The sequence below is a fragment of the Simkania negevensis Z genome (genome assembly GCF_000237205.1).
Lineage (GTDB): Bacteria > Chlamydiota > Chlamydiia > Chlamydiales > Simkaniaceae > Simkania > Simkania negevensis.
On sequence record NC_015713.1, the window covers coordinates 1,106,936 to 1,130,647 of the forward strand.

Sequence of the window (23,712 nt, forward strand, 5' to 3'; positions counted from 1 at the left end):
TTGTTTTCATAAGCTACAATTATAAAGTTGAAGCTACACCGGGGTCAAGCGATTTGATGAGGGAAATGATTTGATTCAAAAACTCTTGTCTAAGAGAGGGGTCTTCCACAGAGAAGATGAGACCAAGCACTCGTATTCCATTGATAGAGACATCAGATGTTGTGAGATTTGTCGAGGAGGAGAGGAGAGAGACCGTTTCTTGTTTTATTTGATCGATGAGTTCGTCAAAGGGAGAGCTCATCATGAGAAGAAGTTCTTCATCCGTTGTGTCAGAAAATAGGTGATAGGGAACCTTTTCAAAAGAGACTTCAAGGCTTTTGAGAAGCATCTCATAGTGGATTTTGAGGGTTTCAGTTGATAGGAGGCTTTGCATGTATCCTGGTGCGATCGAGTAGAAAAATTTTTCAACAAGTGGAGTAGGAAGAACGATAGCTTTGAGTTTGGAGAGGTTTTCGTACTGTTTGACTATCATGCCACTGTTGAAGTCTCGCATGGGTCCAAAAGATTTTTTCAAATAGGAGAGGATGGATTTTCGAGCTTCATAGAGGCTAAATTTTCCATTTTCATCGGTGAAAGACTCTTTTTCGAGCTCTAGCTCTAAGACATGAGCATGCTGCAAGTGACGTTTATTGAGAATGCCTGCAATTTTGCTTTGATGCGACAGGACCTTCATATGTGGGCTATTTTCGAAATAGATCTTTTTAGAATTTAAGCAGACCAAAATGACTGTGAAAGTAACTATTTTTTCTGTTTCACTCGCAAAATGAATGATAACAGGCGGTGGGTCTTGTGGAGTTTTGAGCTCTTTACTAAGGGTAAGAATATTGCGCACAACTTCTTCTTCATTCGCATCATGGGTGCGATGGACTTCGGAAAAACGGTAGAGAGAGTGTATCTCTTTTGGAAGTTTTTTCTTAAGTTCTTTGACATGTGCTTGCGCAAAGGGACGCCCGTCTTCTTGCACCATCTCTAAATAGAGCATGCAGATCCGGTCTTTGTCTTTCGAGGTGATGAGAGAGTCTTCGACAAGGCGGCTATAGGGGAGGTGGGATTGGATCACCTGAATCAGTTTTTTCTGATCGAGATTTTCTTGCTCGCTCTTAAAATTCAGACAGATGAGTACGGCTAAAACCGGGGTTTTAGGGGTGATCGTTGTTCGGAGAACTTTGATTGAAATCAAATGCTCATTTTCTTTGATTTTAAGGCGATGACTGATGTTTTTACGGAAGAGATACAAATATGACAAGGTGCGATAGAGATGCCCAACATCTCTTTTCGAAATCATGTTTTCCCCAAACATCAAAATCAAGGATTGAATTCCTTGGAACATGTTGTGGTCAAAGGCTTGCGGACGTTCTTCAATCAGCGGGAGCAGGTGATCGGGAATTTGGGAAGGTGTTTCATGGTGAGCCACTTTTAAGAGAAGATGATGCGTTTCTTCTAAGATGTTAGGGTCATGCTGATCATCTGGTCTTTTGACAAGAGACGAAAGATTTTCTAAAAGAACCATCCGTTTTTCATCCATAGTTAAAGGCTTTGCCAAAACGATTTTGCGCGCATGCTGTGTTGCAAGTAAAGTCAAACGAATTTCTTCAGCTAAACGGGGAAGTGCTTGCCTGATTTGATAGAGGTCTCGTTCATTTTCAATGTCGATGAAGATTTCAGTGATAAAATAACGGTCTTTTGGATAGATGATAAATCGAAAATTAAGGGATCGAATTGCGGTGATAGGAAGTTGTTTTCCTGGAATCAGGCTGCGAGCCATGGTGTCGAGAAAAAAACGTCCAGTTCCGTGTGTATATTCTGCGCTGCAGAGAATTGCGATCGATATACTACACGGCGCTTCTTCGAACGAAGACCATTTAATAAGAGGGAGGGATTCTCCTAGCTTTTGAAAATACGATTCATAAGAAAGAAAGTGGGGAGGGGAGACTTCTGTATCGAATAGATCTTTTGGAATCATCTCTTTCACGAGTTTTTCTATGGAGGAGACGTAAGAGTCAAAACCTTGTTTATTTCCTTTCGGGGCGTTAAATCCCGATTTAATTTTCAAGAAGTCAATTTTCATTCTGCCTCCAGGTAGGCATTTCCGAGATGAATCGAGCCAATTGGAGAGATGTACATTCCTTTAAGCCGAGGCTGACACAAGTAAACTTGGTTCCAATGGTAGATGGGTGCAATGGGCATCTCATTTATCAAAATTTGTTCTGCTTGTCTCAAGAAAGCAATCCGCTCTTTTGGGTCTTCAATGCGCATTGAGTGATCTAAGAGTTTGGTGTACTCAGGGTTTTCCCATCCGGGATAGTTTTTTGGGTTGTCGCGAAATTTATAGAGGTCGAGAATATTCATGATGTCATTGTACTGGATCACAAAACGAGTGAAAGCAAATTCATAATCACGTCGAAAGAGCTTGTCGAGGTAAACTTTGAAGGTGTAGCACTCTAAATTGACTCGAATACCAAGAACTTTATTCCACTGTTGTTGGAGGGCTTGAGCGACCTTTTTCGGAGCATCTCCTTCTAGATACATGAATGTCAATTTGCTTAAGTCACTTTTATTCAGTCCCAACTCTTGCAGCCCTTTCCGAAGATGGTAGCGAGCCAATTGTTCGTTAGCATCAGCAAAAAAAGTCTCTTTCATATGGTACTTTAAAATAGACGGAATTGGCCCACTGGCAACTTCTTCATCGAGCTGTGTCGTGTGCTTTACGATAGCTTCGCGGTTGATTGCATACGCAAAAGCTTTCCTAATATCAGGGTTTGTGAAAGGGGTGTGATTGACGTTAAAACTGCAGTATGTTGTGGCTCCTAAAGGATTTTTCTTAAGCCACCCTTTTTGTTTGAGATCTTGAATACTATCTAGGGGAAGAGGAGTTAAGAGTCCAAGAAAATCGAGCTCTCCTCTTTCATAGAGTTGCAAAGCAGTAGACTCGCTTTCGATCAGAGAAATATGAATCCCATCAAGCCCTACATCTCGAGCCTCCCAATAAGAAGGGTTTCTTTCAAGAATCAGCTTATCGTGAATTTTCCACTCTTTTAAAATGAAAGGACCGTTTGTGACGAGGTGAGGGCTAACTTTGTCGGCCCATTCAGGATGCGTTTCAACAATGTGCGATGGGACGGGAAAAAAAACGCAAAATGCAATCAATTCTAAAAAATAGGGAGTCGGACCTTCTAGGGTGACTTCAAATGTTTGTGCATCAAGTGCACGGAGGCCGACTTCATCCAGGGAAACAAGCTCTTCTTTGGCAGCTTTGGCGTTTTTAATCGGATAGAGAAGATGGGCATTTGGCGCTGGAAAAGTGGGATCGAGCATTTTTTTCCAAGCAGCTTCAAAATCGTAAGCCGTGACGGGGTGTCCATCGGACCAATAGGTTTCGCGCAAATGGAAGGTGTAGATAGTGCGGTCTTCAGATGTTGTAATTTTTGTTGCCAATGCGAGCTCAGCAGAAGAATGAGGGGACATTCGAGTCAACCCTTCGAAAAGCATGAACTGAACAGTTGAAGAGGTGGGGTCTCCTCCTTTGCGTGGATCTAAAGTCGGAGGGTCGCTTAGAAAATTGATGCGCAGCATTTGCTTAGGCTTCTTTGGAGAAGAATGGCACCCAACAATCAAGCAAGCCAAAAGGGTGAATAAAATGGCTATTTTTTTCATCATATCCTCCTGTTGGATGGAAATTTCAGCAACGTATACAAGTGCCGATTATTTGTAAACCATTAAGATGCTTTTTAGATTTAGTTAACTTGTTAGTTATTTGAGTATCATGTCAGAGTAGCGAAAATCGACATGACCAAGTGGAGAAATTTGGGCATTCTTCAAATTGGGATTTTTTAGATAGAGAGCGTTATAATGGTAGAGAGGAGCAATGGGCATTTCTTCGGCGATTAGCTGTTCTGCTTGTTCAAGAATGCGGGCTCTTTTTTCAGGAGAAATCACTGAAAAAGAGCTCCGAATGAGCTCTTGAAAACGGATATTTTCCCAAGCGCTATAGTTGCGATAGGAGTCTTTTTCTAAAAAACGTTCGAGAAAACTCATCCGGTCATAAAATTGTGCAACCCAAGACATTTGAGCAAAGTCGAAATGACGTTGACGAAGTTTATCTAAAAAAACCTTGAGTTCGGAAGCCTCTAGAGAGACTTCAACACCTAAGACCTCTCGCCATTGACTTTGAAGAGCTAAAGCAAGCTTTTTTTGGAGTTCAGAAGAGAAAAATGAGTAGGTGAGTTTGGGAAAATTCTCTTTTTTGATTCCAAGTTCTTTGAGTCCTAACGCAAACTCTTTTTGAGCCTCTTCTTTGTTAGCGTCGGTAAAGAAACGGCTTTCTACATAGCCTTTCAAGACAGAAGGAACGGGGCCTGTGGCGACTTCGTCTAACATCTGGGTAACATTATCAATAATGAGTTGCCGATTGATTGCATAGGAAAATGCTTTGCGGATGTGAACATTGTTGAAGGGTGAGAGTGTTGTATTAAAGGCACAAAAGTTAGTTCCAGCAATTGGACGCATTTGAATCTCTTCAATAAGAGAAAGAGAGGAGACGGCGTCAAGGGGTAATGGAGAAATGAGTCCTCCAATCCAATCGAGATCTCCCTTTTCAAAAAGTTTTAGGGCAGTTCCTTCATCGGCAATCATCGTCATGCGCAAAAGATCGATCTTCACAGCTTTTGCGTTCCAAAAAGCATCGTTTCTTCGGACGACAATTTCATCATCATTTTTCCACGATGCAAGTTCAAAAGGTCCGTTTGAGACGAGTTTAGGTGATCCCTTTTTAGGAAGTTCAACTTCTTTTCCACCATTGGGGACGGGAAAAAATGTTGCATAAGCCGTCAGTTCCATAAAGTAGGGAGTAGGTCTTTCAAGTTCGACGATTAAAGTCGATTCATCAGGAGCATAGATGCCGACTTCTTTTAAAGAACAAAGTCCCTTTTTAGCTTGAGCAGCATTTTTAATCGGGAAGAGGAGATGCGCTGTGAGAGAAGGGAAGTCGGGGGAGAGAAGGGCTTTCCAAGAAGCGACAAAATCTTTTGCTGTGAGAGGTGTCCCATCGGACCAGTAAGACTCTCTGAGATAAAAGGTATAAACTCTCCGGTTTTTAGAAATTTCAATGGAATCTGCTAAGGCAAAAGAAAGCGTTCCGTCAGGTTCAAGGCGAGTCAATCCTTCATAAAGCATAAAGTGAAGGGCATTGGAAACGGGATCAGTGCTTTTCCGTGGGTCTAAAGTAAAGGGACTGTAGATAAAGTTTGTCCGAACTTCTTTAATTTTGCGTGGTTTTTTAGATGAAAACTGTTTGTTGCATCCTACTAAAGTTAAAAGGAAAAGTGAAAGGATGGCTAGCAGCAGTATGGTTTTATATGTTTTCATCAGATTCCAAATATCTAAAAAAGGAATGGAATAATTATAAGTGACGGGAGGATTGATTTAAAGAGCTAGTGCTTCATAACAAAAAATTCCCTAGCTAATTTGACCCAGATTTTCGCTGAATTTTTCTCTCCTAAAATCGACCACATTGTCCATGAGACAAGGGAAGGTTTTAAGAGAGGAAAAGGCACTGAAAAGATGGTTAAAGTAGCTAGGGAATTTTTTGTTATGGAGCACTTGTAGTGATTCTTTCAATTTCTTCATCAAAAATAGGAAGGAGTTCTGTATGATTGAGTGCGATCCACTTCTGGAAATCCCGTGTGATGCGGATCATTTCGTTTTGATAAATCTCAGGCTTTTTTTCTTCCTCATCTAGGGTGAGGCGGCCCACATCAATTTGAACGGGGCGGTTTTTGACAAATCCAAAGTTTGTTGAAAAATCGGGATCTTTGTCAAAAATTCCTTTTTGACATCGGGCTAAGGCAAGTTGAAGTAGATCTCGAAGCCCCTGCTCAGCTATTTCTCGCTGTCCATGGCCCATCCAAGTATCAATGGTGTCGTAAACAAGGGTGGCTCTTTTCTGGAGAACGAAGGCTGTATGACGAAGATCAACGATATGCTTTTTGCCAATCTTGTCGTAGATGGTGATTTTTTTCCCAAAATGAGTTGAAAAATAAAGAATACCTGTTTCCTCTCGCAGTTTTTCAAAAGCAATTTGATAGCTGCTTAATGCGCTTTCTAGTGTTTTTCTTTTTTGAAGTCGCTTCTTATCCCTCTTGTGAGACAAAGAATTGGGTAGGGGAAGAAACTCTAGCCAAGGGGGGATGCGCATGTGCTGGAATTTGAAGAGTTTTAAGATGGTCTCTCCGTCTTCGGAGAGAAACACGTAACTTTGGCTACCAGAATTCAGGTAGTGAAAAGGTTGGTCTAACATGGATATTTCGTGTGGAAAGGGTTCTACTGCTTCCCAAGCTGAGTAATCCCCTTGGGGCGGATAGACATTGACCATGGCAAATCCGTCTGTTGCTCGATGACAAAGCCGCTCGACGCCAAAAAAGAGGAGGAGAAAAAGGAAAAATTTACTATATGTTTGAAGTTTCATCGGTAGAGCTATCATAACCTAAACATGTGAGGTAAGTCAATTTGGACGTGGCATGGACTAAAGAGCGGCTTTTTGTCTTATTTTCGATGACGTGTGCCATTTCAATGGTGTTTCTCAATACGACGCTTCTACCAATTGCCCTCCCAACCATTGAAAGAGAGTTGATAGTCAGTCCAATCACTCTTCAGTGGATCATTAATAGTTACCTTTTATCTACGGCTGTATTTGTTATTGCAGGGGGGCGTTTGGGAGATTTGTTTGGTCACCGTCGCTTTTTTTGCATTGGGATGATTGTCTATGCTTGTGCTTCGATCGGAGGAGGACTTGCCCAAAGTGGCTTGTGGCTTATCATGAGTCGCGGTATTCAAGGGATGGGGGGAGCGATGATGTCACCTGCTGCTATGTCGATTTTAATCCATGTCTTTCCGTTAAAGCAGCGGGGAAAAGCCATTGGAATTATGGTGGCAATTGCTTCTCTATTTCTTTCAATTGGACCTTTTATTGGGGGGCTGTTTACTGAGCTCCTTTCTTGGAGGTGGTCTTTTTGGTGTAATCTTCCGATTGCCACCTTGGGAATCACTATGACGATGAAATCGGTTCCAAAATCTGAAAAATTAGATGAAAAGTTCGATTTTATTGGGTTTATTACGACCTCAATCGGTCTTTTTTGCTTCACTCTAGCGTTGATGCAAGGAAAGAGTTGGGGATGGGGATCGCCGATCATACTAACTCTTTTTTTCTTTGCCGTAGCTTTTATCATCGCGGCTCGCTTTTTAGATCGGTTTGCTAAGGAGCCATTTTTTGACTTCAACTTGTTTAAAAATCCTATTTTTATTAGTGGAACCACTCTGATTTTCTGTTCTCAGTTTATTCTGATGATCACGGTGTTCTGGCCTATCTTTTTTCAAAAGGTCTTGGGTTATTCGCCGATTGATGCTGGACTTTACACAGCTATTGCGACAATACCTTTGATGATTGTTGCGCCAATAAGCGGAACAATCAACGATCATTTTGGGCCACGTCTCCCCATCGTGATTGGTTTTAGCTTGGCTATCTTTTGCTTTGTTTGGTTTTTCTTTTTTTCACAGTCTCATGATATCCACCTTTTGACTCCTGCACTTCTTGCATTTGGGTCAGGGATTGCTTTTGTTATGACGCCTGCAAGTACCACAACCCTCGGAAGTGTTCCCAAAAGCAAGACAGGCGTTGCGACAGGGATGTACAATATGATCCGGTTCACTGGAGCAACGATTGGAGTGGCGATCTTGGGAGCTCTTCAGTATAACTTGCAAGAAGATGCGTTTTTCAAATTTTTGAAGACAAACAGATTGACAAGCAAGCTTGATCCTTCCCACTATGATGGATACCTTGCAGACCTTCCCGCTGCTGTTGAAGCAATGGATCAGTTGTCGCCGCCTATTGCGAGTCTCGTCAAATCGAGCCTCTATAAGGCGACAGCTCTTGCTTTTTCGTGGACCAACTTATTTGCAGGGGTTGTTGCGCTTGTGGCTTTACTTGTAGGGGCGTTTTTTTTCAAATCCGTGGCTAGAAAATAATTGCTTTGTCGATTATGGATAGCTTTATGGTGAAGAAACTACTACTATCCCTTTTTTTTCTCTCTTGTTCCCTTAGTTTTGCAAAAGATAAGGAGTTACGAGTTGTCCAGGTTTCGCCTTCTCCTGAGTCTAACACGATCGTACTAAGGTTGATCTTTCCAAGGCCCTATGAAAACAAGCGGAAGAATCCTGTGAACGTTCAGATGAGGATAGAGGGCTTCCCCTTAGGAACGATGACCCAAAATGACCGAGCAGGGCAGATATTCAATGATCCTGATGGGCAAAGCATTCACGTCATCATCGACAATGAGCCTTATCTTGCTTTTCACCAAGCTGTTGAAGATTCATTCGATGAAAATCGGGAATTTTACGATAAAATCATGAGTTTTGCGATTCCCTTCAACCTCAAGCCAGGCCAACATGTTATTCGCGCTTTTCCTGCGCGCTCTTATGGAGAGAGCTTGAAGGGTGATGGATGCTTTGCGGCAGAAATCTTTTACTTTCAGGACCGAAAAAAGACCGATAATCTAGAAGTCGACCTGAAGAAACCCTATCTAACCTATAATGAACCCCAAGGAAGATACCCTCTGCATGAGTCTGATCCCATTTTACTCGACTTTTTCCTCACAAATTGTGAGCTTTCGCCAGATGGTTACAAGGTTCGTCTCTATATAGACGGGAAACTCTCCCGCACCCTTACGACATGGGCTCCTTACTATCTATATGGTCTCCCAAAAGGGATTCATCAGATCAAATTGGAGCTGATCGATCAAAACGACAAGCTCGTTCCAGGCTATTTCAACGTGGTTCAGAGAGAAATCATAATTCAATAAGCTATTAATAATTAATAATTTATATATTAATAATTCATAATTAATTAACTTTTATAAGTTTGTACTAAACTTTTAATTATTATTCTTTTATAATTAAAATTGATAATAAAAGAGAGGTCGGTTCATAATAAATTTAGGGGACCGCAAAAAGAAGGCAGCGCTATGAAGAAGGGCTTAACGTCAGATGAAATGACCATTATGGATGCTGTAGACAATCTGTCTAGCATCGCAGAGGTTGATATTGAATCAACAGCTGAAGGTGTCGAGCGTGGTGTAAAAGACAACCTGCAAAAGTTTAAGAATCTCAAACAAACAGAAAAAGAAGAAACGCTCAAAACGGTCAAAGGAACATTTAAGACAGTTCATAAATATCTCCAGCATATATACCAGAAAGAAAAAGAACAATTGCAAGACATTGAAATGCAACGTGGCGTCAAAGCAATTATGGTACTTGCTGGAGAAGCTGCTGACAAACTGGGAAAGTGCACCTCAATTTTCAAACACACATACGAAGAAGGGAACGTTGAGGAAATTTCAGAATACACCGATCTTAGAAAGTTTTATCTCAATAAGATCGTGAAACGGTTCCAAGAAGTTTTGGCAACCGAAGAAGCTTGGGAAGAAGAATGGGGGGTTGAAGACCCTACTGTAGATATTGAACGGCTTGGATTAAAGGATTTAGATACTGTTAAAAGAGATAAAGAATACGAATTATTCTATATCCGACAAGATGATGGAAAGCCGTTTTTCAATCGGAACTTACTGCGTCACATCAAGCTTGTGAGTGATTTTGACGAAGTGATCAGTGCTGCAGAAGGGGAAGACCCTTTATTGCGGGTCAATGTTCTCGTCGATAAGGAAGCGCAAGCTGTTGCAAATGAAATTCGAGAAGACATTAAAGATGAGCTAGATGATTTTTATGTTGATGCAATGCAACATCAAGACATCCCCATCATTCAAACGATGAACAAAGTGACGATGTCTCTTCTCTTAGCATCCAATCCTCGTAATTTACTGCAACACTCGATTACCAAGACCTGTACTCGTTATTTTCATGATTTCCAGTATTTTTTAAGAGAAATTCTCACATCTGCAGATTATATCCGGTTGATTTCTCATTCTTTGAATGAAACCGATAGACTTTCGCGGGCTTTAGTGCATCTTGTTCATGCATTTTGCTTTGCGTTTTTCGTACGCGTGGGAAAACGCAACGACTTAATCGATTACATCCACGACTTGATAAAAAAAGGCTATGGGGGCCAAGAGATTGCACGAGGTGAAACAAGTGACCCGCTAACCTTTTGGAACGACTTGCTCGACATCCACGATGCTATAGCAAGCGTTCTCAAAAGGTATCCCAGTGGACCACTTTTTAAAACACTCGATATTTTCCGCGAAAGAGATGAAAAAGAAGGGTTTGATCCCATTTATCAGGGAAACCATCCTTCGTTGCAGTTTACGTTTTCAAGCCAATCGTTTGACTCAAAATGTTTACGGTTGCCTTGCCCAACGTTGCATGACCATATCAATAAAGCCGAGATTATCGAAGAATTTAAAGGGTATTTGCGCTACTTAGATCAGAAAAAAGAATTGGGATGTCACCTTCTCTTCAATTTACAAGATCGAACATCTTGGGAAGAGCATGCCCGTTGTCAAGCCCTTGAGGAACTTTCACGTCGAGCTGAGTACACGAATCAGCTCATTCTTGTGACCTTGCCTAAAAAAACCGATTTCTACTTTCAAACAGATGCCTATAAAGATTTAAGCGATATTAAAGATTTTCTCACATTGATTCGAGATCAAATTGCTTCAAAAGAAGAATGTGGATTCTTTTTTGCCAATCGGATTCCCAAAAAAGAGCTCGAGGAGTTTATTGATAAGATATTACCCTTGATTCATACACGAGTCTTTGGATCAAAAGAGTCTCTTTCTAGAAGAGAGCGTTTAGATTTTATCGAAATTTTCTATCAGTTCCTGATGTTAAAAATTCTCGATCTCGTCAAACCCGACTTTTTCAGCTTTACCTGTAAAGATGCCGTCGATGTCGGACCTACAACAAGCGCTGGATTTTATTCTTTGGTAAAAATGATGAGCGAAACGAGAACTTACAACAAAGAAGAACAAGATCACTTCTTGTGGATGCTTTATGGCCCTTCTTTGCTTGTTCGAGAAAGACTTGTAGATTACCAACGATTGAGTCGAGTCATGAGTGCGATGACTGTTTTAAGTGAAGCTTTTCTGAAAGATCAAAAAGGGCTTATCAAAGACTTAGAGTCACTTTTTGATTACCCATTCTTACAAAAAATTCAGATCAAATGAGAAAAGACCTATTCGAAGGTAGGACTTTTTGGCACAACATCTGGAAAATGCACGACTGTTTTAGGGAATTCGTAGCGCTGAACTTGGGTTATTGCATAAATAAAGAAAAGGACAGTAAATCCAAGTGATATATAGCTAGCGTTTCTAACGCTTGGATTGCAGTTAGGCATAACGTAACAGCGTATGCATGCGAGTGTAGAAAGGATCAACAGGCCTAATGCAAAATAGTAAATTTGTCCGGCTTTTTCTTTCGCAGCCTCAAATTCTTGAAAGGGTGTATTAACGGCTGACGGCGGCGGTGTAATGCATGAGACTTCAAAAGTTTTAGCTGTTTCCACTAACATCTTAAATGCTTTTTTATAGAAATCATACCATTTATCAAAAATAAATTACAGAATTAGCGCAATTTTTTCGAAGAAAAATTGAGTTTGGTGATGAGCCTAGCTACATATTCTTTTGCGACATCAAAAACTCAATTAAAGCTGAAAAAATCAAGCTTAAGTCATCATTTATGAATGGCATTATAACTGAGATAGAAATTTTGAATCAAGTAGAGTAAAATGAGATGCCATTTTCCCATAAGAGACGCTCATAGTCTTCTTGTAAAAAATTTTGCAAAATAAGTTCGACATCCTTGAGTTCAAAAGGGCGTTTTGCTCTTGTAGAAGGGAGGTCAGTCCCAAACATCAAGGCCTCAGGATTGACTTGATGAATCTGCTGGAGTAGAGGAAGAGGGTTGCAGTTGAGCCTTCCAAAACCTGTAGCTTTCACACGAGCCCCCCGCTCAACCCACTTGAGTAAGGAGGGAAGCCCTTCTGCGGATAGCCCTAGATGATCGATACTCACTTTAGGGAGATTTAGAGAAGGAAGATCTTTTGCATCGATGTAGAGTTCCACATGCCACCGAGCAAGGTCATAGACCCGATGAGCCATTTTTTCTAATTCCTCAAGAGATTCTGAGCCACCTCTTTTTACATTAAAGCGGACAGCTCTTACGCCAGCCTGATTTAACCTCATGATTTCTTCATCTGAAATACTTGCTGGAAGTTGAGCAACACCATAGAATTGAGGTCCGAGCTTGGGAAGAAAGTGAGAGAGGTATGAGGTGTCAAATTGCTGAAAAGATCCCGAAACAAGAGCACCTCCTTGAATCTCGAGCTTTTCCATCCATTTTTGGTAGTCGGACAAGAGAAATGGTTTTGGCAAAAAACCCTGATTTTCAAAGAGGGGAAATTGAGGATCGATTAAATGAAAATGGCTATCAAAAATCTTCACTAGTTGAGTTCAAGGTCCTCCGGAATCATAGAAAGAGTTTTATACTTTCCTCCCATTTCGCGCAGAAGCGTTTGCCAAAGCATTGTTGGAGGGGTTTCAAATACATGTTTTTTTGAAGCAGGATGTAAGTACCAAGCGCCGCTTAAAAATTCCCGCTCAAGGAGTCCTGCTCCCCATCCGCTGTATCCCAAACACATTAGAAGTGAGGGAGGCTCAGGACATGTAGTCATTTCATGGATGCACTCTAGGTCTCCTCCAAGGTAGACTCCTTCACAAATTTTAAGATTGCTATCAGAGTCTTGCTTATGAGAGTGGATCAGCATGATTTGGTTAGGTTGGTTGGGACCTCCGGCTCGGATACTGATGTTAGCATCGGCAAGCTCACCCAAGTTGAGCATTTCTTCAGGTACATCCATGTCGAGAGACTTATTGATGATGATTCCAAAGGAGCCAACTGGGCTTTGGTCACACAGCAAGACAACACTACGAAAAAAGAGCCCATCATTGACTTCGGGACTTGCAATTAAGAAACTGCCTTTTTTCAGTTCAGAGTAAGGAATTTTTTGCATAGTTTGCCTCCTACTTGGGAGATACCATCTACAAACTTACTTTGCAACTTCTTGCTGCCAGTTCATAAGCTGTTCATTATAGAGGCGCAAATTATCGTACAAAGTTTGTGCACTATGCATCAGATCTGCAAAATCTCGTTTAAACAGATTGCTATCAAAAATCATCTCTCTTTCAGCGCTTTCTTCAGCACGGTCAACAAGCATGGAAAGGCGAGACATCGATGTGTTGATGAGATCCACTTCTTTCGTAAAATAATTGCGAAAGTTTGCTGGGGAATTAAGGGCATTAAGTTCAGTAACCTGCTTTAAACGGGTCCGTTGCCACTCTTTATTGAGGTTAAAGAGCACTCCATAGTGGTTCACATCATTCATAAGAGTGTTCAATTTGCTCAAGATGGCATTCACCTGTAAATAGGTGTCGTTATTCATGAATAGATGGCCAAGAGTTCCTTGTCCTTCTGCTAGATGATCAGCAACAACATCAATAGAGCGGCTGGCAGTTTTCATGTTGCGCATGGTGACACCGAGATTTTTAAAGACATCATCTTCGTTCATTTGTTCCATAGAGTAATGGATGTCGCGCATTGCAGCAGAAAAATTTTGAACGCTCATTCTGATGTCTTGAACGAGATGCATTTGGTTCACTTGGCTAAGTGTTGAAGCAGCTTCCGTCATCGCGTCGTCAAACGAGCGGATAGCGGCTCCGAGTTCATGTCCATTTTGATCAATCCAAGCAATGACCTTATCGAGGGTTTCTTCAACTTTGTCAGAAAGTTGTGACAGTTCGTTGAAGGCACTTTCTAAAGGATCAACTGATTCGGCATAAATCGGTGTTTTAGACGAAATGAGAGTGGGCTTCACCCCTTTTGGTGGAGCTCTTGGGATGATTGCAATTGATTTTTCTCCAAGAAGACCAGAAGTTTGAACAGTGATTTCATCGGTATTGTAGACTCGAATGCTCGAATCGATGTGGAGAATGAGTTGGTAAAAGTAGACTTGTCCCAGTTCATCTGTTGGCTGCTCACGCGCTTGTGGAATTTGTTCAATCGAGACAACTTCTCCAATAGGTTTTCCAGCAAACATGACCCGAGTTCCTACAGATAGCCCATTGATGTTAGAGAAACGGACAACGAGAGTTTCCTTGCCGTCCCCAACGCTTGGTTCGAGAAATAGGATGATGCCGACAACGAGCGCGCAGGCGACGACGACAAACAGTCCAATGAGGGTGTTTTTCATGTAGTCAATCATGGGTCTTACTCCTAAATGAGCGGGGGTCTTCTGAAATCGTCTTTCTTAAAAATGCAATGATCGGGTCATCGATCTGCAAAAAGGCATCTGGTTTCTCGATATAAGCGATTTGCCCATCTTTGTGAAGAGCTAATCGGTCACCGACAAAAAGAGCAGAGATAATGTCATGTGTGACCACAATGCTCGTTGCCTTAAGTTCTTCTTGTGTTTTGACGATGAGTTCATTGATTTGCATGGATGTAATCGGATCAAGTCCTGTTGTCGGTTCATCGTAAAGCAGGTATTCAGGGCGGTAGACAATTAAACGAGCAAGGCCCGCTCTTTTACGCATTCCCCCCGATAAATCTGAAGGCATCTTTTTTTGAACGCCCGCAAGATCGACCATTTCTAAAGCTTGGTCGACCATGTCTTTGATTTCACCTTTTATATATTTTTTCCCCGTTTTAGGATCACCGTGCTGCTTCAGATAGAATGCGGTGTTTTCCTCGATGTTCATCGAGTCAAAGAGTGCAGCACCTTGGAATAACATTCCCATATTACGTGTGGCAGAGTACCGCTTTTCTCCTTCAAGATCTGAAACTCTCACCCCATCCACTTCGATATAACCCTTATCGGCTTTGGCAATGCCAATGATGTGCTTTAAAAGAACACTTTTACCCACACCAGAGCGACCCAAAATCACAAGAGTTTCCCCTTTCTCCACCTTAAGAGTGAGCCCCTTTAATACTTCGGTATTTTCATACCGTTTCCAAAGGTCATAAATATCAATCATTTGAACCACCCCGTTGCATTTTGCAGCAAATTAAGTCCGAGGGTGATGAGAAAGTTTGTAAATAAGATGAACGTGTAACAAATGACAACGCTATTCGTCGTCGATCGGCCGACTCCTTCGGCTCCGCCACGGGTTGTCAACCCTTTGTAACAAGAAATCGTAACAATGATGATTCCAAAAATAACCGCTTTGACAACTCCTGTCAGCAGGTCAAAGTTGTTCATATAAATAGGCATCGGATCAAAATAAGTTGTGGGGGACATGTGAAAATAGAAAACAGAGATCAAGTAGCCGCCGAAGATTCCCATAAAAATACTAAAGACCGTCAGAAGAGGCATCATGAAAGTTCCGGCAATAAACCGGGGGGCGATCAAATGGCGATTTGGGCTGACTGCCATTGTTTCTAGCGCATCGACCTGCTCAGAAACGCACATCGTTCCAAGCTCGGCGCACATGGCAGCTCCCACACGTCCCGTTACCATAAATGCCGTTAAGACAGGCCCAAGCTCAGTCATCATCGCTTTTCCGACCATGAGTCCCGTTGCTCCTGCGAGTCCTTTATCACTGAGCTGAAAAAAGGATTGAGCCGCAAGGACCAGTCCTGTTGAAAATCCCGTCATTGCAACAACGGGAAGCGATAAAACGCCAATATTGTAAAGTTGTTCCCGAATGAGATACCAATGCGGAGGACGCTTAAATGTTGCAAGCGTGACGTTCCAAATCATGAGAACGTACTCCCCAGTCGAAACGAGAAAACGAAGCTTTTCTAAGAGAAAACGCATTGACCTCAGATCAATTTTTCACAAAATTGTCATTCTAAAGAAATTTTCAGAAACTTTAAACCTTTAACTTTTCCCGAATCGTTTTCACGATTCCTTCTACAGTGTCATCTACGTCAACGACCAAACAATCTGTAGGTTCTTCTAACGTGTCGAACTGGCTTTGCAGTAGCTCTGGGTTAAAAAAGTGCCCCTTGCGATTTTCCATTCTCTTCTTGATGAGCTCAAACGAGCCTTTAAGGTAAACGAACTTGCAGGAAGGATGAACATTGAGTGTGATGCGATAAGACTCTTTGAGGGCCGAACAGGCAAGGATCATGTGCTCTTCAAGTTCAACATGCTTTTGAATCAAATCGGCAAGGGCGTTTAGCCAAGGGAGGCGGTCTTCATCTTTTAAGGGGATTCCAGCATGCATCTTTTTCTTACTGGCTTCGGTATGAAAGTCGTCTGCATCGTAAAAAGGCCAATCGAGCTCTTTGCTGAGCTCAATTCCAATGACTGACTTGCCGCTACCAGATACTCCCATGAGAATGATAATCATAAAAAAAATCCCGAGCAAACTACATTACTCGGGATCCTAATTTGATCATGAATTTGTGACAAGCCTTAGCGGCCAACAATCATACTAGTGAGCGTTTTGATGACTTCAAGATGGCGCTCTTTGAGTGAGGTGTCATTTTGACGCGCTTCTTGAACTAGCTGTTGCTGCGTTTCTAAATCTTGACGTTCTTGTTGCGTTTCCCAATCATGCAAGGTCTCTCGGTCTTTCTTTGCTAAAGAGCTTGTCTGAGAACCAACCTGAATCAGCTGAGATCCCTGATTATTTGCAAGATCAGGGGCCATGTTACAGCCTTTTTCAATGAGCCCTGCAAGAGTTGCCAAATCCATTTTTGAAACTTTCGCTACAAGGGGATGAATCACTCCTGCAATTTGATTGGAAGATCCAGCAGCCCAAGGGCCAGCAAAAGAAGCTCCCATCATGGCCATACTTGCATATTGCCATTTTTTCTGATCCCAAGCCATTTCTGGGTAGAGTTTTGCCTTGTCGTCCATTCCAGTTCGCCAAAGATCACGCAGTTCTTTTTGCCGTTTTTCTTCAGCTTTGATGATGCGACGGCTTGACTCTTCTACAAGTCCTAGGGAATTGTGAGCTTGAACCCAAGGGTTTGCTGATTTTGAATGATCGCCAAGGAGAGCCTCAATACTTGCAAACTTGACATGAGGGTTGCTATAGAGGCCTTGACGGTCTTTTACAATACTTTCAATCTGAGAGAGTTTTTCCTCAGGATTGTCAAAAGTTGGCGATTCATCATTGAGTTCTAAAAGAAGGTCGCCATTTAGAACGCTTTCGATGACCTGATGTTTTTCTGCTGCGCCGATTTCATCATTTAAAATTGTTTGGATTGTTGCGATTTTTTCTTCAGGGTTTTGGTGCAGGCGCTCTTGTTCTTCGACCATTGTTTGAAGCTCTGCAAGCAACTCTTTTTTTGCTTGGTCGAGAACTGGATCGGGTTCCTGAGTAGATGCTAGTTTAGAGGCCTCATAAAGCTCAGTAAGATCAAAGCTTGGTTTTTCAATTCCGTTTGCAGGAGAGATTTTCATATGATTGAAACCTGTCAAAACTGCTTCAATCGCTGCAAATTTTTCATGGGGGTGATGATACAGCGCGCCATTATCGCGAACAATCGTTTCAATTTGCTCAAGCTTTTCTTCGGGATCGCTGAAAGATCTTGGCTCTGCCTGATTTGAAGTAGAGAAGGCACCATTTAAAATACCTTCTAAAGCTTTTTGTTTATCTGCAGCAGAGATGACTTTCTCAAACTGATCGTTTAAAATCGCATGAATCGTTGCGAGTTTTTGATTCGGATTTTCTTGCGCGCGATGTTGCTCTTTGATCAGAGTTTCAAGTGCAGCAAGTTGACCTTTTTTTTCATCCACTGGGAATAAGTTTTTCCCAGCGTTATCATGAGAGCTTTGATAAAGCTCAATCAGATCTTCAAAAGAACCATCAATCGCATCGATTGCATCAGACATAATTTAACCTCAATCTTTTCTATTAACCTTTTAATGTGCCTTGAATCACTCTTTTGACTGCTTGATTCGTTTGTTCGATAAATTCTTCTGCAGTTTTAAAGAGGTGTTTGAAATCGGAAACATTCAATGCACCGTAATGTTTTTTGATGTCGTCAGACACCGACTTTCTCTCTTTTGTTAGAGTTGTAAGTTCCCCAGAGAGCTCAAATAACTCAGCTTGATTGCTAATTCCTTTCATGACTCCATACCCACGCATTAAAGAGAGAGAAGTTGAGGTGATGGTGCCAAGGTTTTTAGGAAGCTTATCGAATAAAAAACTGTTTCCCATGAGGCCACCATGGAAGGTGAGCAGGGCTCCACCAATTGCCATCATGGAAGACCACATTGAGTCTTTATACCCGACTTGATCTAAGCAGAATGAACCAAGCTCTAGTGCACCGCCGAGTATCATTTCCATGCCGTAAACTGAACCCCAGAAATTTCCAGTAGCTGAAGAACCTAAAGCAACCATGAGTCCTCCTCCGATCCCAATCGTGATTCCGAGGAACTTCAAGGCATTTTTTAGGTAGTTGAGTTTTTGGTTTTCTCGAGCAATCCGAATCGATTCGGCGAGTTTTTCGTCAAACTCTTCGCTGATTTCATTTTGCTTTACGTGATCCACTTTCAAAATGGTTGAAGCTGTTAACTCGCGACCAACAGCCATGGTACGCGTACAATCTTCAACCGCGTTTGCCATCACAAGCTGTGGGTGCGGAGTGAGTCCAATTTCTGAACCAGAAGAAGTGTTAAAGGGCATACCAAAGTGGGCAATAGGCTTAAAAATCACTTGCTGTTTAGTTTCTGCTTCCTCGCGCTTACGCTTTTTCCCAGTAATTCCTGGAGATTCGGGAGGCGGAAGAGTAGGAGGGCCACTTATAAGTGGAACGATTTTTGGTTCTGGTTTTGGGGGAAGGTAGTCTGTATAAACATCTTTTTTAACTGGGCGGACCCCTTCTCGAGGTAGCCCAATTGTTTTAGCGTCGTAAATTTTTACGGCTTCATCAGGTGAGACTCTTAAATCACTGAGGTCAAATGAGGGACGAGTGAGAGTTTCTCCCATAAATTAAGCTCCTTCTTCTGCTTCATTTTTATAATATGTTTCAAGCTGCGCGACCTTTGCACTGAGTTGATGATGGTTAGATGTGAGAAGCTTTTTTGAAGCTTTAAGGGCTTCCCACCCTTGTTCGTAGTCGTTTAAAGCGAAGTTGCATTCTGCAGCATGAAAGTGGGGGAGGGGATCATATCCATCTAGGATAGAGGCCATACCCCACGCTTTTAAGGCTTGCTCGTACTCTTTTTCCAATTGGAGGCAAGCACCGAGCCCAAGCCAGTATTTTTGCTTAAGCGGTTTGGAGAGGACTAGCTGGTGAAAGATTTCCTTAGCTTGGTCGTAATCTCCAGACAGATATAAGTTATATGCCAAAGAATAAAGGACACTTAAGTCCTCATTGGAGAAATCTTTGTTCAGCGGTTGATCGCTTTTGATCCGCTTTCCAATTTCTCCTAAAGCTGTTTGTAAAAGCTTTTTTTCTTCAGTTGTAAACATTTTATGTTCTTTGGTTACGGACCATGTAATTTCCTGATTGGCTCATCTCTTTTTGCATGTTTTGGAATGCAGTTAAAAGAGCGACACCAATTTGAATCATCAAGTAAAGATCTTGGGTCTTTTGGTTGTTGACATTTTTACAGTTGTCAAGCCATTCTTTGACTTTTCCTTCGATTTTTTTCAGCTGATAGCCTGAAACTTCTGATAAGTCTTCTGGGAAGAGTTCATGAATAGCTCCATCATTGATTGAGCCATCGCTCATCGCATCCATAAACTCTTGTCTATATGCCATATAGAGTTTAGAAATTTCTTCGAGGTTTAAATGGGAGAGGGCCTCTTCCAAATTATGTGTACCATCTTCCCCTTCACGGAGCAATGCTGCTAGCTCGTGCATGATAGGGTAGATATGAGCTCGCATGACTCGGTTATTTTCATGAACATCTTTGTTGATTTTGCCGAGAGCATGTGCCTGCGCTCTGTCGTGAGCGCCAGCTATAGAAGAAGGAAGAGTTAAAATATTAGAGTTACCCATGAATAGTTTCCTCTTTTCTTTGTAAAACTTTTTTAGACATAGTTCACCTTTCGCACGCTAGTATATCCAACTGTCTATTTTTGTACAAATTAAAGAAATTTTTTTACCATCTTTATTTAATCTTTATATTAGTTAATTATGCAAAATGCTGACTCTTTGTAATTTGTTAGAAGCAGATGATAGAAAAATCTCCTTTATAAAAAAAGGATTTTTTGACAATGATGAGCACAATTACAGGAGGTTACTGATGGGTCTCGTAGAAACAACAAAGAGCCAGGAAATATTTGAAAAGTCTTTGGAAGTTATCGCAGGAGGCGTGAACTCTCCTGTACGCGCCTTTATTGGCCTTGGAGTGGACCCTCTAATTGCTGAAAAAGGAGAAGGCGACACCATTTGGGATGCAGAAGGAAAGAGCTATATTGACTACTGTATGAGCTGGGGAGCGATGCTCCTAGGACATGCCCCTCCATCGGTTGTGATGAAAGCAAAGTCACGCATGGAGAAGGGAAGTTCTTTTGGGATTGCCACGGAAATTGAGGAACAGCTTGCTCGTGAAATCGTCACTCTTGTACCAAGTATTGAAAAACTCCGTTTTGTGTCTTCTGGGACAGAAGCGACAATGACCGCTGTGCGAGTGGCTCGCGGGTATACAGGTCGACCTTACATCGTCAAATTTAATGGGAATTATCATGGCCATGCCGATCCGTTTTTGATACGTGCGGGATCAGCTGTTAGCCAAATCAGTCATGAATCCTCTTCTCAAGGCGTTCCAAATGACATTGTGAAGCATACGATTTCACTCCCGTACAATGATGTAGAAAAGGTAAGAGAGCTCTTTTGCGATCCAGAATATGGCTCGCAAATTGCTGCAGTGATTGTAGAACCGATTGCAGCAAATATGGGGGTTGTCCCCGCGACAAAAGAATTTTTAAAGGTGCTGCGCGAAGAAACAGATCGGATGGGCACCGTTTTGATTTTTGATGAAGTCATCAGTGGTTTTCGAGTGGGACTTGAAGGAGCACAAGGGCAGTATGGCATTTTCCCTGATATGACTTGTTTGGGAAAAATCATTGGTGGAGGATTTCCAGCAGCGGCTTTTGGTGGCAAGAAAGAAATCATGGATACCTTAGCTCCTACAGGTGGCGTATTTCAAGCAGGAACCCTTTCTGGCAATCCGGTTGCAATGGCAGCAGGTCTTGAAACTCTAGATCTTGCGCAGCAAGAAGGGTTTTATGAACTCATTGCAGATAAGACAAAACTGATTACTGAACCTTTGCAAATGGCACTGAAAGATCGGGATTTAGATGCTTGTTTGCAAGAAACAGTTGGGATGTTCACCCTTTTTTGGGGAGTTCGATCTGTGGAGAAGTTTGAAGATTTACAAGAGCTCGATCACGACCGGTTTAAAACGTTTTTCCGGTATTTGTTAAATGAAGGAGTTTATTTTTCACCTTCTCCTTATGAAGCTTGCTTTGTTTCGGCAGTGCATACTGAAGACCACTTAATCAAAACGAGAGATTTGATCATTGATTTTATTCGACAGGTTTAAACACTTTTTCCTTGCCTTCCTTTTGATTTGTGGAGCTCTTGTAGCGCGAGAAGATGTTCTCGTTGTCAAGGGATATCTCGGTCATGAAGAGATGAACCCTCTTTTAAAAGAGGTTGAAAAGCTCAAAGATACTGTTGGTGGAAAAATCATCATTCAACTCTCCTCTTCTTCTGGTGATTTCCAAGAAGTTTTTAGTTTTGCGCAAAACCTATTTGAGCTGCGAAATAATAATGACAAACTCATTGTTGTTTACATCCAAGGACGTGCAGTTGGCCCAGCCGCTATCATTCCGTTTGTGGCAGATGAACTTCTTGTGACTCCGTATGTTGCATGGGGTGATATTCCTTATGGAGTTCATCACGAAATGGATTGGGATCGAGCCCGAAGCATGGTAAAGGGACTGATCAATCAAAGCTTAGAGCGGGCCCCTGTTTTGGGGCAATTAGCCGATGCGATGATCGACCCCCATTATCAGTTCATTTATGAGAAGGGGAAACCGATTATTGAAAGAGAAGGGGCTAAGAATTTTGAGCCGCTGATATTAAATTTAAAAGGTATGCAATCGCTAGGCTTAGTGAGCCTTGTGATCACTGACCAAGAATTTGAAGCCAATTACTTTCCCGACAAAAGCTCAAAGGATATAGCCCATCTTTATAAGGGAATTGTAGCTGATTATGTCACACCTGCAGAGCTGCAAATCAGAATGAAAAAACACATTCAATATAGTGAAACAGAAGAAAACCTCATTGGTTATTTGCAACTTTCTACTGACCATCCTATTCGTCAATCAACTTACCTCTATTTCAAGTTTGCTCTCGAAGAATTTAAAAAACGGAAAGTCCGGTTTGTTTTACTAGATGTTGACACGCCAGGCGGAGAAGTCCTTTCCTCATTAAAAATTGTCGATCTCCTTCAAAAAATGGATTTGGAATATGGCATTCCTATCATTGCTTATATTGATGATTGGGCTGTGTCCGCTGGTGCTATGATCGCTTATGCCTGCCGCTTTATTTTTGTGAATCCAAGCTCATTAATGGGTGCTGCAGAACCAGTTTTGGCAAAAGAGGGGAGCATGGAGACAGCTCCTGAAAAAGTGAACTCTGCTTTGCGTGCTGAATTTTCAAATTTGGCAAGCTTTTATGGAAGAAACGAACTACTAGCTCAGGGGATGGTGGATAAGGATATGATTCTCGTCATCCGTAACCATCAGATTGTCAAATTAGATAGTGAAACGGAGATTCGTTCAGGAGGGTCAAACCCAGATATTCTCATTTCTGGAAGAGGAAAACTGCTCACTTTGAATGCCAAACAACTCATTGATCTAGGAGTTGCTGATTACAAAGTGGATCACTTTGAGACATATTCAGAAAAGCTGGAAGAGCAGGCGCAAACTTGGCCTGCAAAAAAAATGCCCATTTTTCAGCAGCCTTATCTGAAAGAGATTCCTCATGCCGTGATGATCAGCTATCAAGATTGGCGGATCACCTTTTTCACTGTTCTTTCACATCCAGTTATTATGTCGCTTCTCTTTATTGGCCTTGTGATTGGTTTTTATATTGAAATCAATACTCCTGGATTTGGCGTTCCTGGTTCGATTGGGCTGGCGTGCCTTGCCCTGATTCTCTTAGCGAGCTTCTCAGTAGAAGCCATCCATTGGATTGAGCTCATCATTTTAGGTGTCGGGCTCATTTTGCTGATGGTCGAACTTTTTGTGATTCCCGGTTTCGGAGTAGTTGGAATTCTGGGGATTATTTTGACGATTATCGGCCTTTTTGCTTTAATGTTACCGGGAATCGATAAGTTGAACTTTTTTCACTGGGATAGCTTTCAACTTATTGGAGCGGTATTTTTAGAGCGGTTAGCCTGGCTATCAGCAGCACTCATTTTCTCAATAGTCTTGATTATCTTGCTAGCCCGCTTTTACTCTCATCGCTTCTTTAGATTTTCCAAATTTGTGTTGCATGGAGAGCAGGAAGGATTCGTAGCAGGAATTCCCCGCGAACTCATGCCAGAAGAAGGTGAGCTTGGTGAGACGGTCACCCCATTGCGCCCCTCGGGAAAAGTGCACATAGGAGAACAACTCTATGATGCTATGGCGCAAACAGGGTACCTTGAGAAAAACGCGGCAATTGAAGTCGTCCGTGTCGAAGGGAGCCGTCTGATTGTGCGCCCTGTTGAGCTTAAAGGAAAAAAATAAC

At 41.9% G+C, this 23,712-nt stretch carries 20 protein-coding genes; 5 read left to right on the forward strand and 15 right to left on the reverse strand.

Annotated elements, in window-relative coordinates:
- Window positions 1-19: 19 nt before the first annotated feature.
- From SNE_RS05710 to SNE_RS05725, 4 genes are all read right to left on the reverse strand, one after another.
- Window positions 20-2,068: a hypothetical protein gene (locus SNE_RS05710; protein ID WP_013943413.1), complete on the reverse strand. Its 2,049-nt coding sequence runs from the start codon at window positions 2,066-2,068 to the stop codon at window positions 20-22.
- On the reverse strand, window positions 2,065-3,657 hold the full coding sequence (locus SNE_RS05715; protein ID WP_013943414.1) for a peptide ABC transporter substrate-binding protein: 1,593 nt from the start codon (window positions 3,655-3,657) through the stop codon (window positions 2,065-2,067). The genes SNE_RS05710 and SNE_RS05715 overlap by 4 nt, the downstream gene beginning before the upstream one ends.
- Before the next feature lie 93 nt (window positions 3,658-3,750).
- Window positions 3,751-5,364 carry a peptide ABC transporter substrate-binding protein gene (locus SNE_RS05720; RefSeq protein ID WP_013943415.1) on the reverse strand — a complete coding sequence of 538 codons (1,614 nt, stop codon included), beginning with the start codon at window positions 5,362-5,364 and terminating at the stop codon, window positions 3,751-3,753.
- Window positions 5,365-5,587: 223 nt separating this feature from the next.
- Window positions 5,588-6,478, reverse strand: a complete 891-nt coding sequence (locus tag SNE_RS05725; protein WP_158307214.1) for a hypothetical protein — start codon at window positions 6,476-6,478, stop codon at window positions 5,588-5,590.
- Between the two features lie 32 nt (window positions 6,479-6,510).
- Between SNE_RS05725 and SNE_RS05730 the strand changes: the two genes are divergently transcribed.
- From SNE_RS05730 to SNE_RS05740, 3 genes are all read left to right on the forward strand, one after another.
- Window positions 6,511-8,019, forward strand: a complete 1,509-nt coding sequence (locus SNE_RS05730) for an MFS transporter (protein ID WP_013943418.1) — start codon at window positions 6,511-6,513, stop codon at window positions 8,017-8,019.
- Between the two features lie 14 nt (window positions 8,020-8,033).
- A complete protein-coding gene (locus SNE_RS05735) occupies window positions 8,034-8,852 on the forward strand; it encodes a hypothetical protein (protein ID WP_013943419.1) in 819 nt (272 codons plus the stop codon).
- A 162-nt stretch (window positions 8,853-9,014) separates the two neighbouring features.
- Complete coding sequence (locus tag SNE_RS05740) at window positions 9,015-11,171, forward strand: hypothetical protein (RefSeq protein WP_013943420.1); 2,157 nt, start codon at window positions 9,015-9,017, stop codon at window positions 11,169-11,171.
- Window positions 11,172-11,179: 8 nt separating this feature from the next.
- Here the strand turns inward: SNE_RS05740 and SNE_RS05745 are convergent, their stop codons facing one another.
- The 11 genes from SNE_RS05745 to SNE_RS05795 form a co-directional block, all read right to left on the reverse strand.
- A complete protein-coding gene (locus tag SNE_RS05745; RefSeq protein WP_158307215.1) occupies window positions 11,180-11,509 on the reverse strand; it encodes a hypothetical protein in 330 nt (109 codons plus the stop codon).
- Window positions 11,510-11,717: 208 nt separating this feature from the next.
- A complete protein-coding gene (locus tag SNE_RS05750) occupies window positions 11,718-12,446 on the reverse strand; it encodes an amidohydrolase family protein (protein ID WP_013943422.1) in 729 nt (242 codons plus the stop codon).
- A complete protein-coding gene (locus SNE_RS05755; RefSeq protein ID WP_013943423.1) occupies window positions 12,446-13,015 on the reverse strand; it encodes a YqgE/AlgH family protein in 570 nt (189 codons plus the stop codon). Before SNE_RS05755 ends, SNE_RS05750 begins: the two co-directional genes overlap by 1 nt.
- A gap of 36 nt (window positions 13,016-13,051) precedes the next feature.
- On the reverse strand, window positions 13,052-14,263 hold the full coding sequence (locus SNE_RS05760; protein ID WP_013943424.1) for an MlaD family protein: 1,212 nt from the start codon (window positions 14,261-14,263) through the stop codon (window positions 13,052-13,054).
- A complete protein-coding gene (locus SNE_RS05765) occupies window positions 14,256-15,035 on the reverse strand; it encodes an ABC transporter ATP-binding protein (protein ID WP_013943425.1) in 780 nt (259 codons plus the stop codon). The genes SNE_RS05760 and SNE_RS05765 overlap by 8 nt, the downstream gene beginning before the upstream one ends.
- A complete protein-coding gene (locus tag SNE_RS05770; RefSeq protein ID WP_013943426.1) occupies window positions 15,032-15,817 on the reverse strand; it encodes an MlaE family ABC transporter permease in 786 nt (261 codons plus the stop codon). Before SNE_RS05770 ends, SNE_RS05765 begins: the two co-directional genes overlap by 4 nt.
- Window positions 15,818-15,872: 55 nt before the next feature.
- Window positions 15,873-16,355: a gluconokinase gene (locus SNE_RS05775; RefSeq protein WP_041418836.1), complete on the reverse strand. Its 483-nt coding sequence runs from the start codon at window positions 16,353-16,355 to the stop codon at window positions 15,873-15,875.
- A 65-nt stretch (window positions 16,356-16,420) separates the two neighbouring features.
- Window positions 16,421-17,848, reverse strand: coding sequence for a hypothetical protein (locus tag SNE_RS05780; RefSeq protein WP_013943428.1), 1,428 nt, complete (start codon window positions 17,846-17,848; stop codon window positions 16,421-16,423).
- A 22-nt stretch (window positions 17,849-17,870) separates the two neighbouring features.
- Entirely contained in the window at window positions 17,871-18,947 is a 1,077-nt protein-coding gene (locus SNE_RS05785; protein WP_013943429.1) for a hypothetical protein, read from the reverse strand.
- 3 nt (window positions 18,948-18,950) lie between these two features.
- Window positions 18,951-19,433, reverse strand: a complete 483-nt coding sequence (locus tag SNE_RS05790) for a SycD/LcrH family type III secretion system chaperone (protein WP_013943430.1) — start codon at window positions 19,431-19,433, stop codon at window positions 18,951-18,953.
- A gap of 1 nt (window position 19,434) precedes the next feature.
- Window positions 19,435-19,965 carry a hypothetical protein gene (locus SNE_RS05795; RefSeq protein WP_013943431.1) on the reverse strand — a complete coding sequence of 177 codons (531 nt, stop codon included), beginning with the start codon at window positions 19,963-19,965 and terminating at the stop codon, window positions 19,435-19,437.
- A 247-nt stretch (window positions 19,966-20,212) separates the two neighbouring features.
- Here SNE_RS05795 and hemL point away from each other — a divergent pair, with 247 nt between their 5' ends.
- Both hemL and SNE_RS05805 read left to right on the forward strand, forming a co-directional pair.
- A complete protein-coding gene (hemL, locus tag SNE_RS05800; protein WP_041418837.1) occupies window positions 20,213-21,514 on the forward strand; it encodes a glutamate-1-semialdehyde 2,1-aminomutase in 1,302 nt (433 codons plus the stop codon).
- Entirely contained in the window at window positions 21,492-23,711 is a 2,220-nt protein-coding gene (locus tag SNE_RS05805) for an NfeD family protein (RefSeq protein ID WP_013943433.1), read from the forward strand. Before hemL ends, SNE_RS05805 begins: the two co-directional genes overlap by 23 nt.
- Window position 23,712 lies beyond the last annotated feature (1 nt).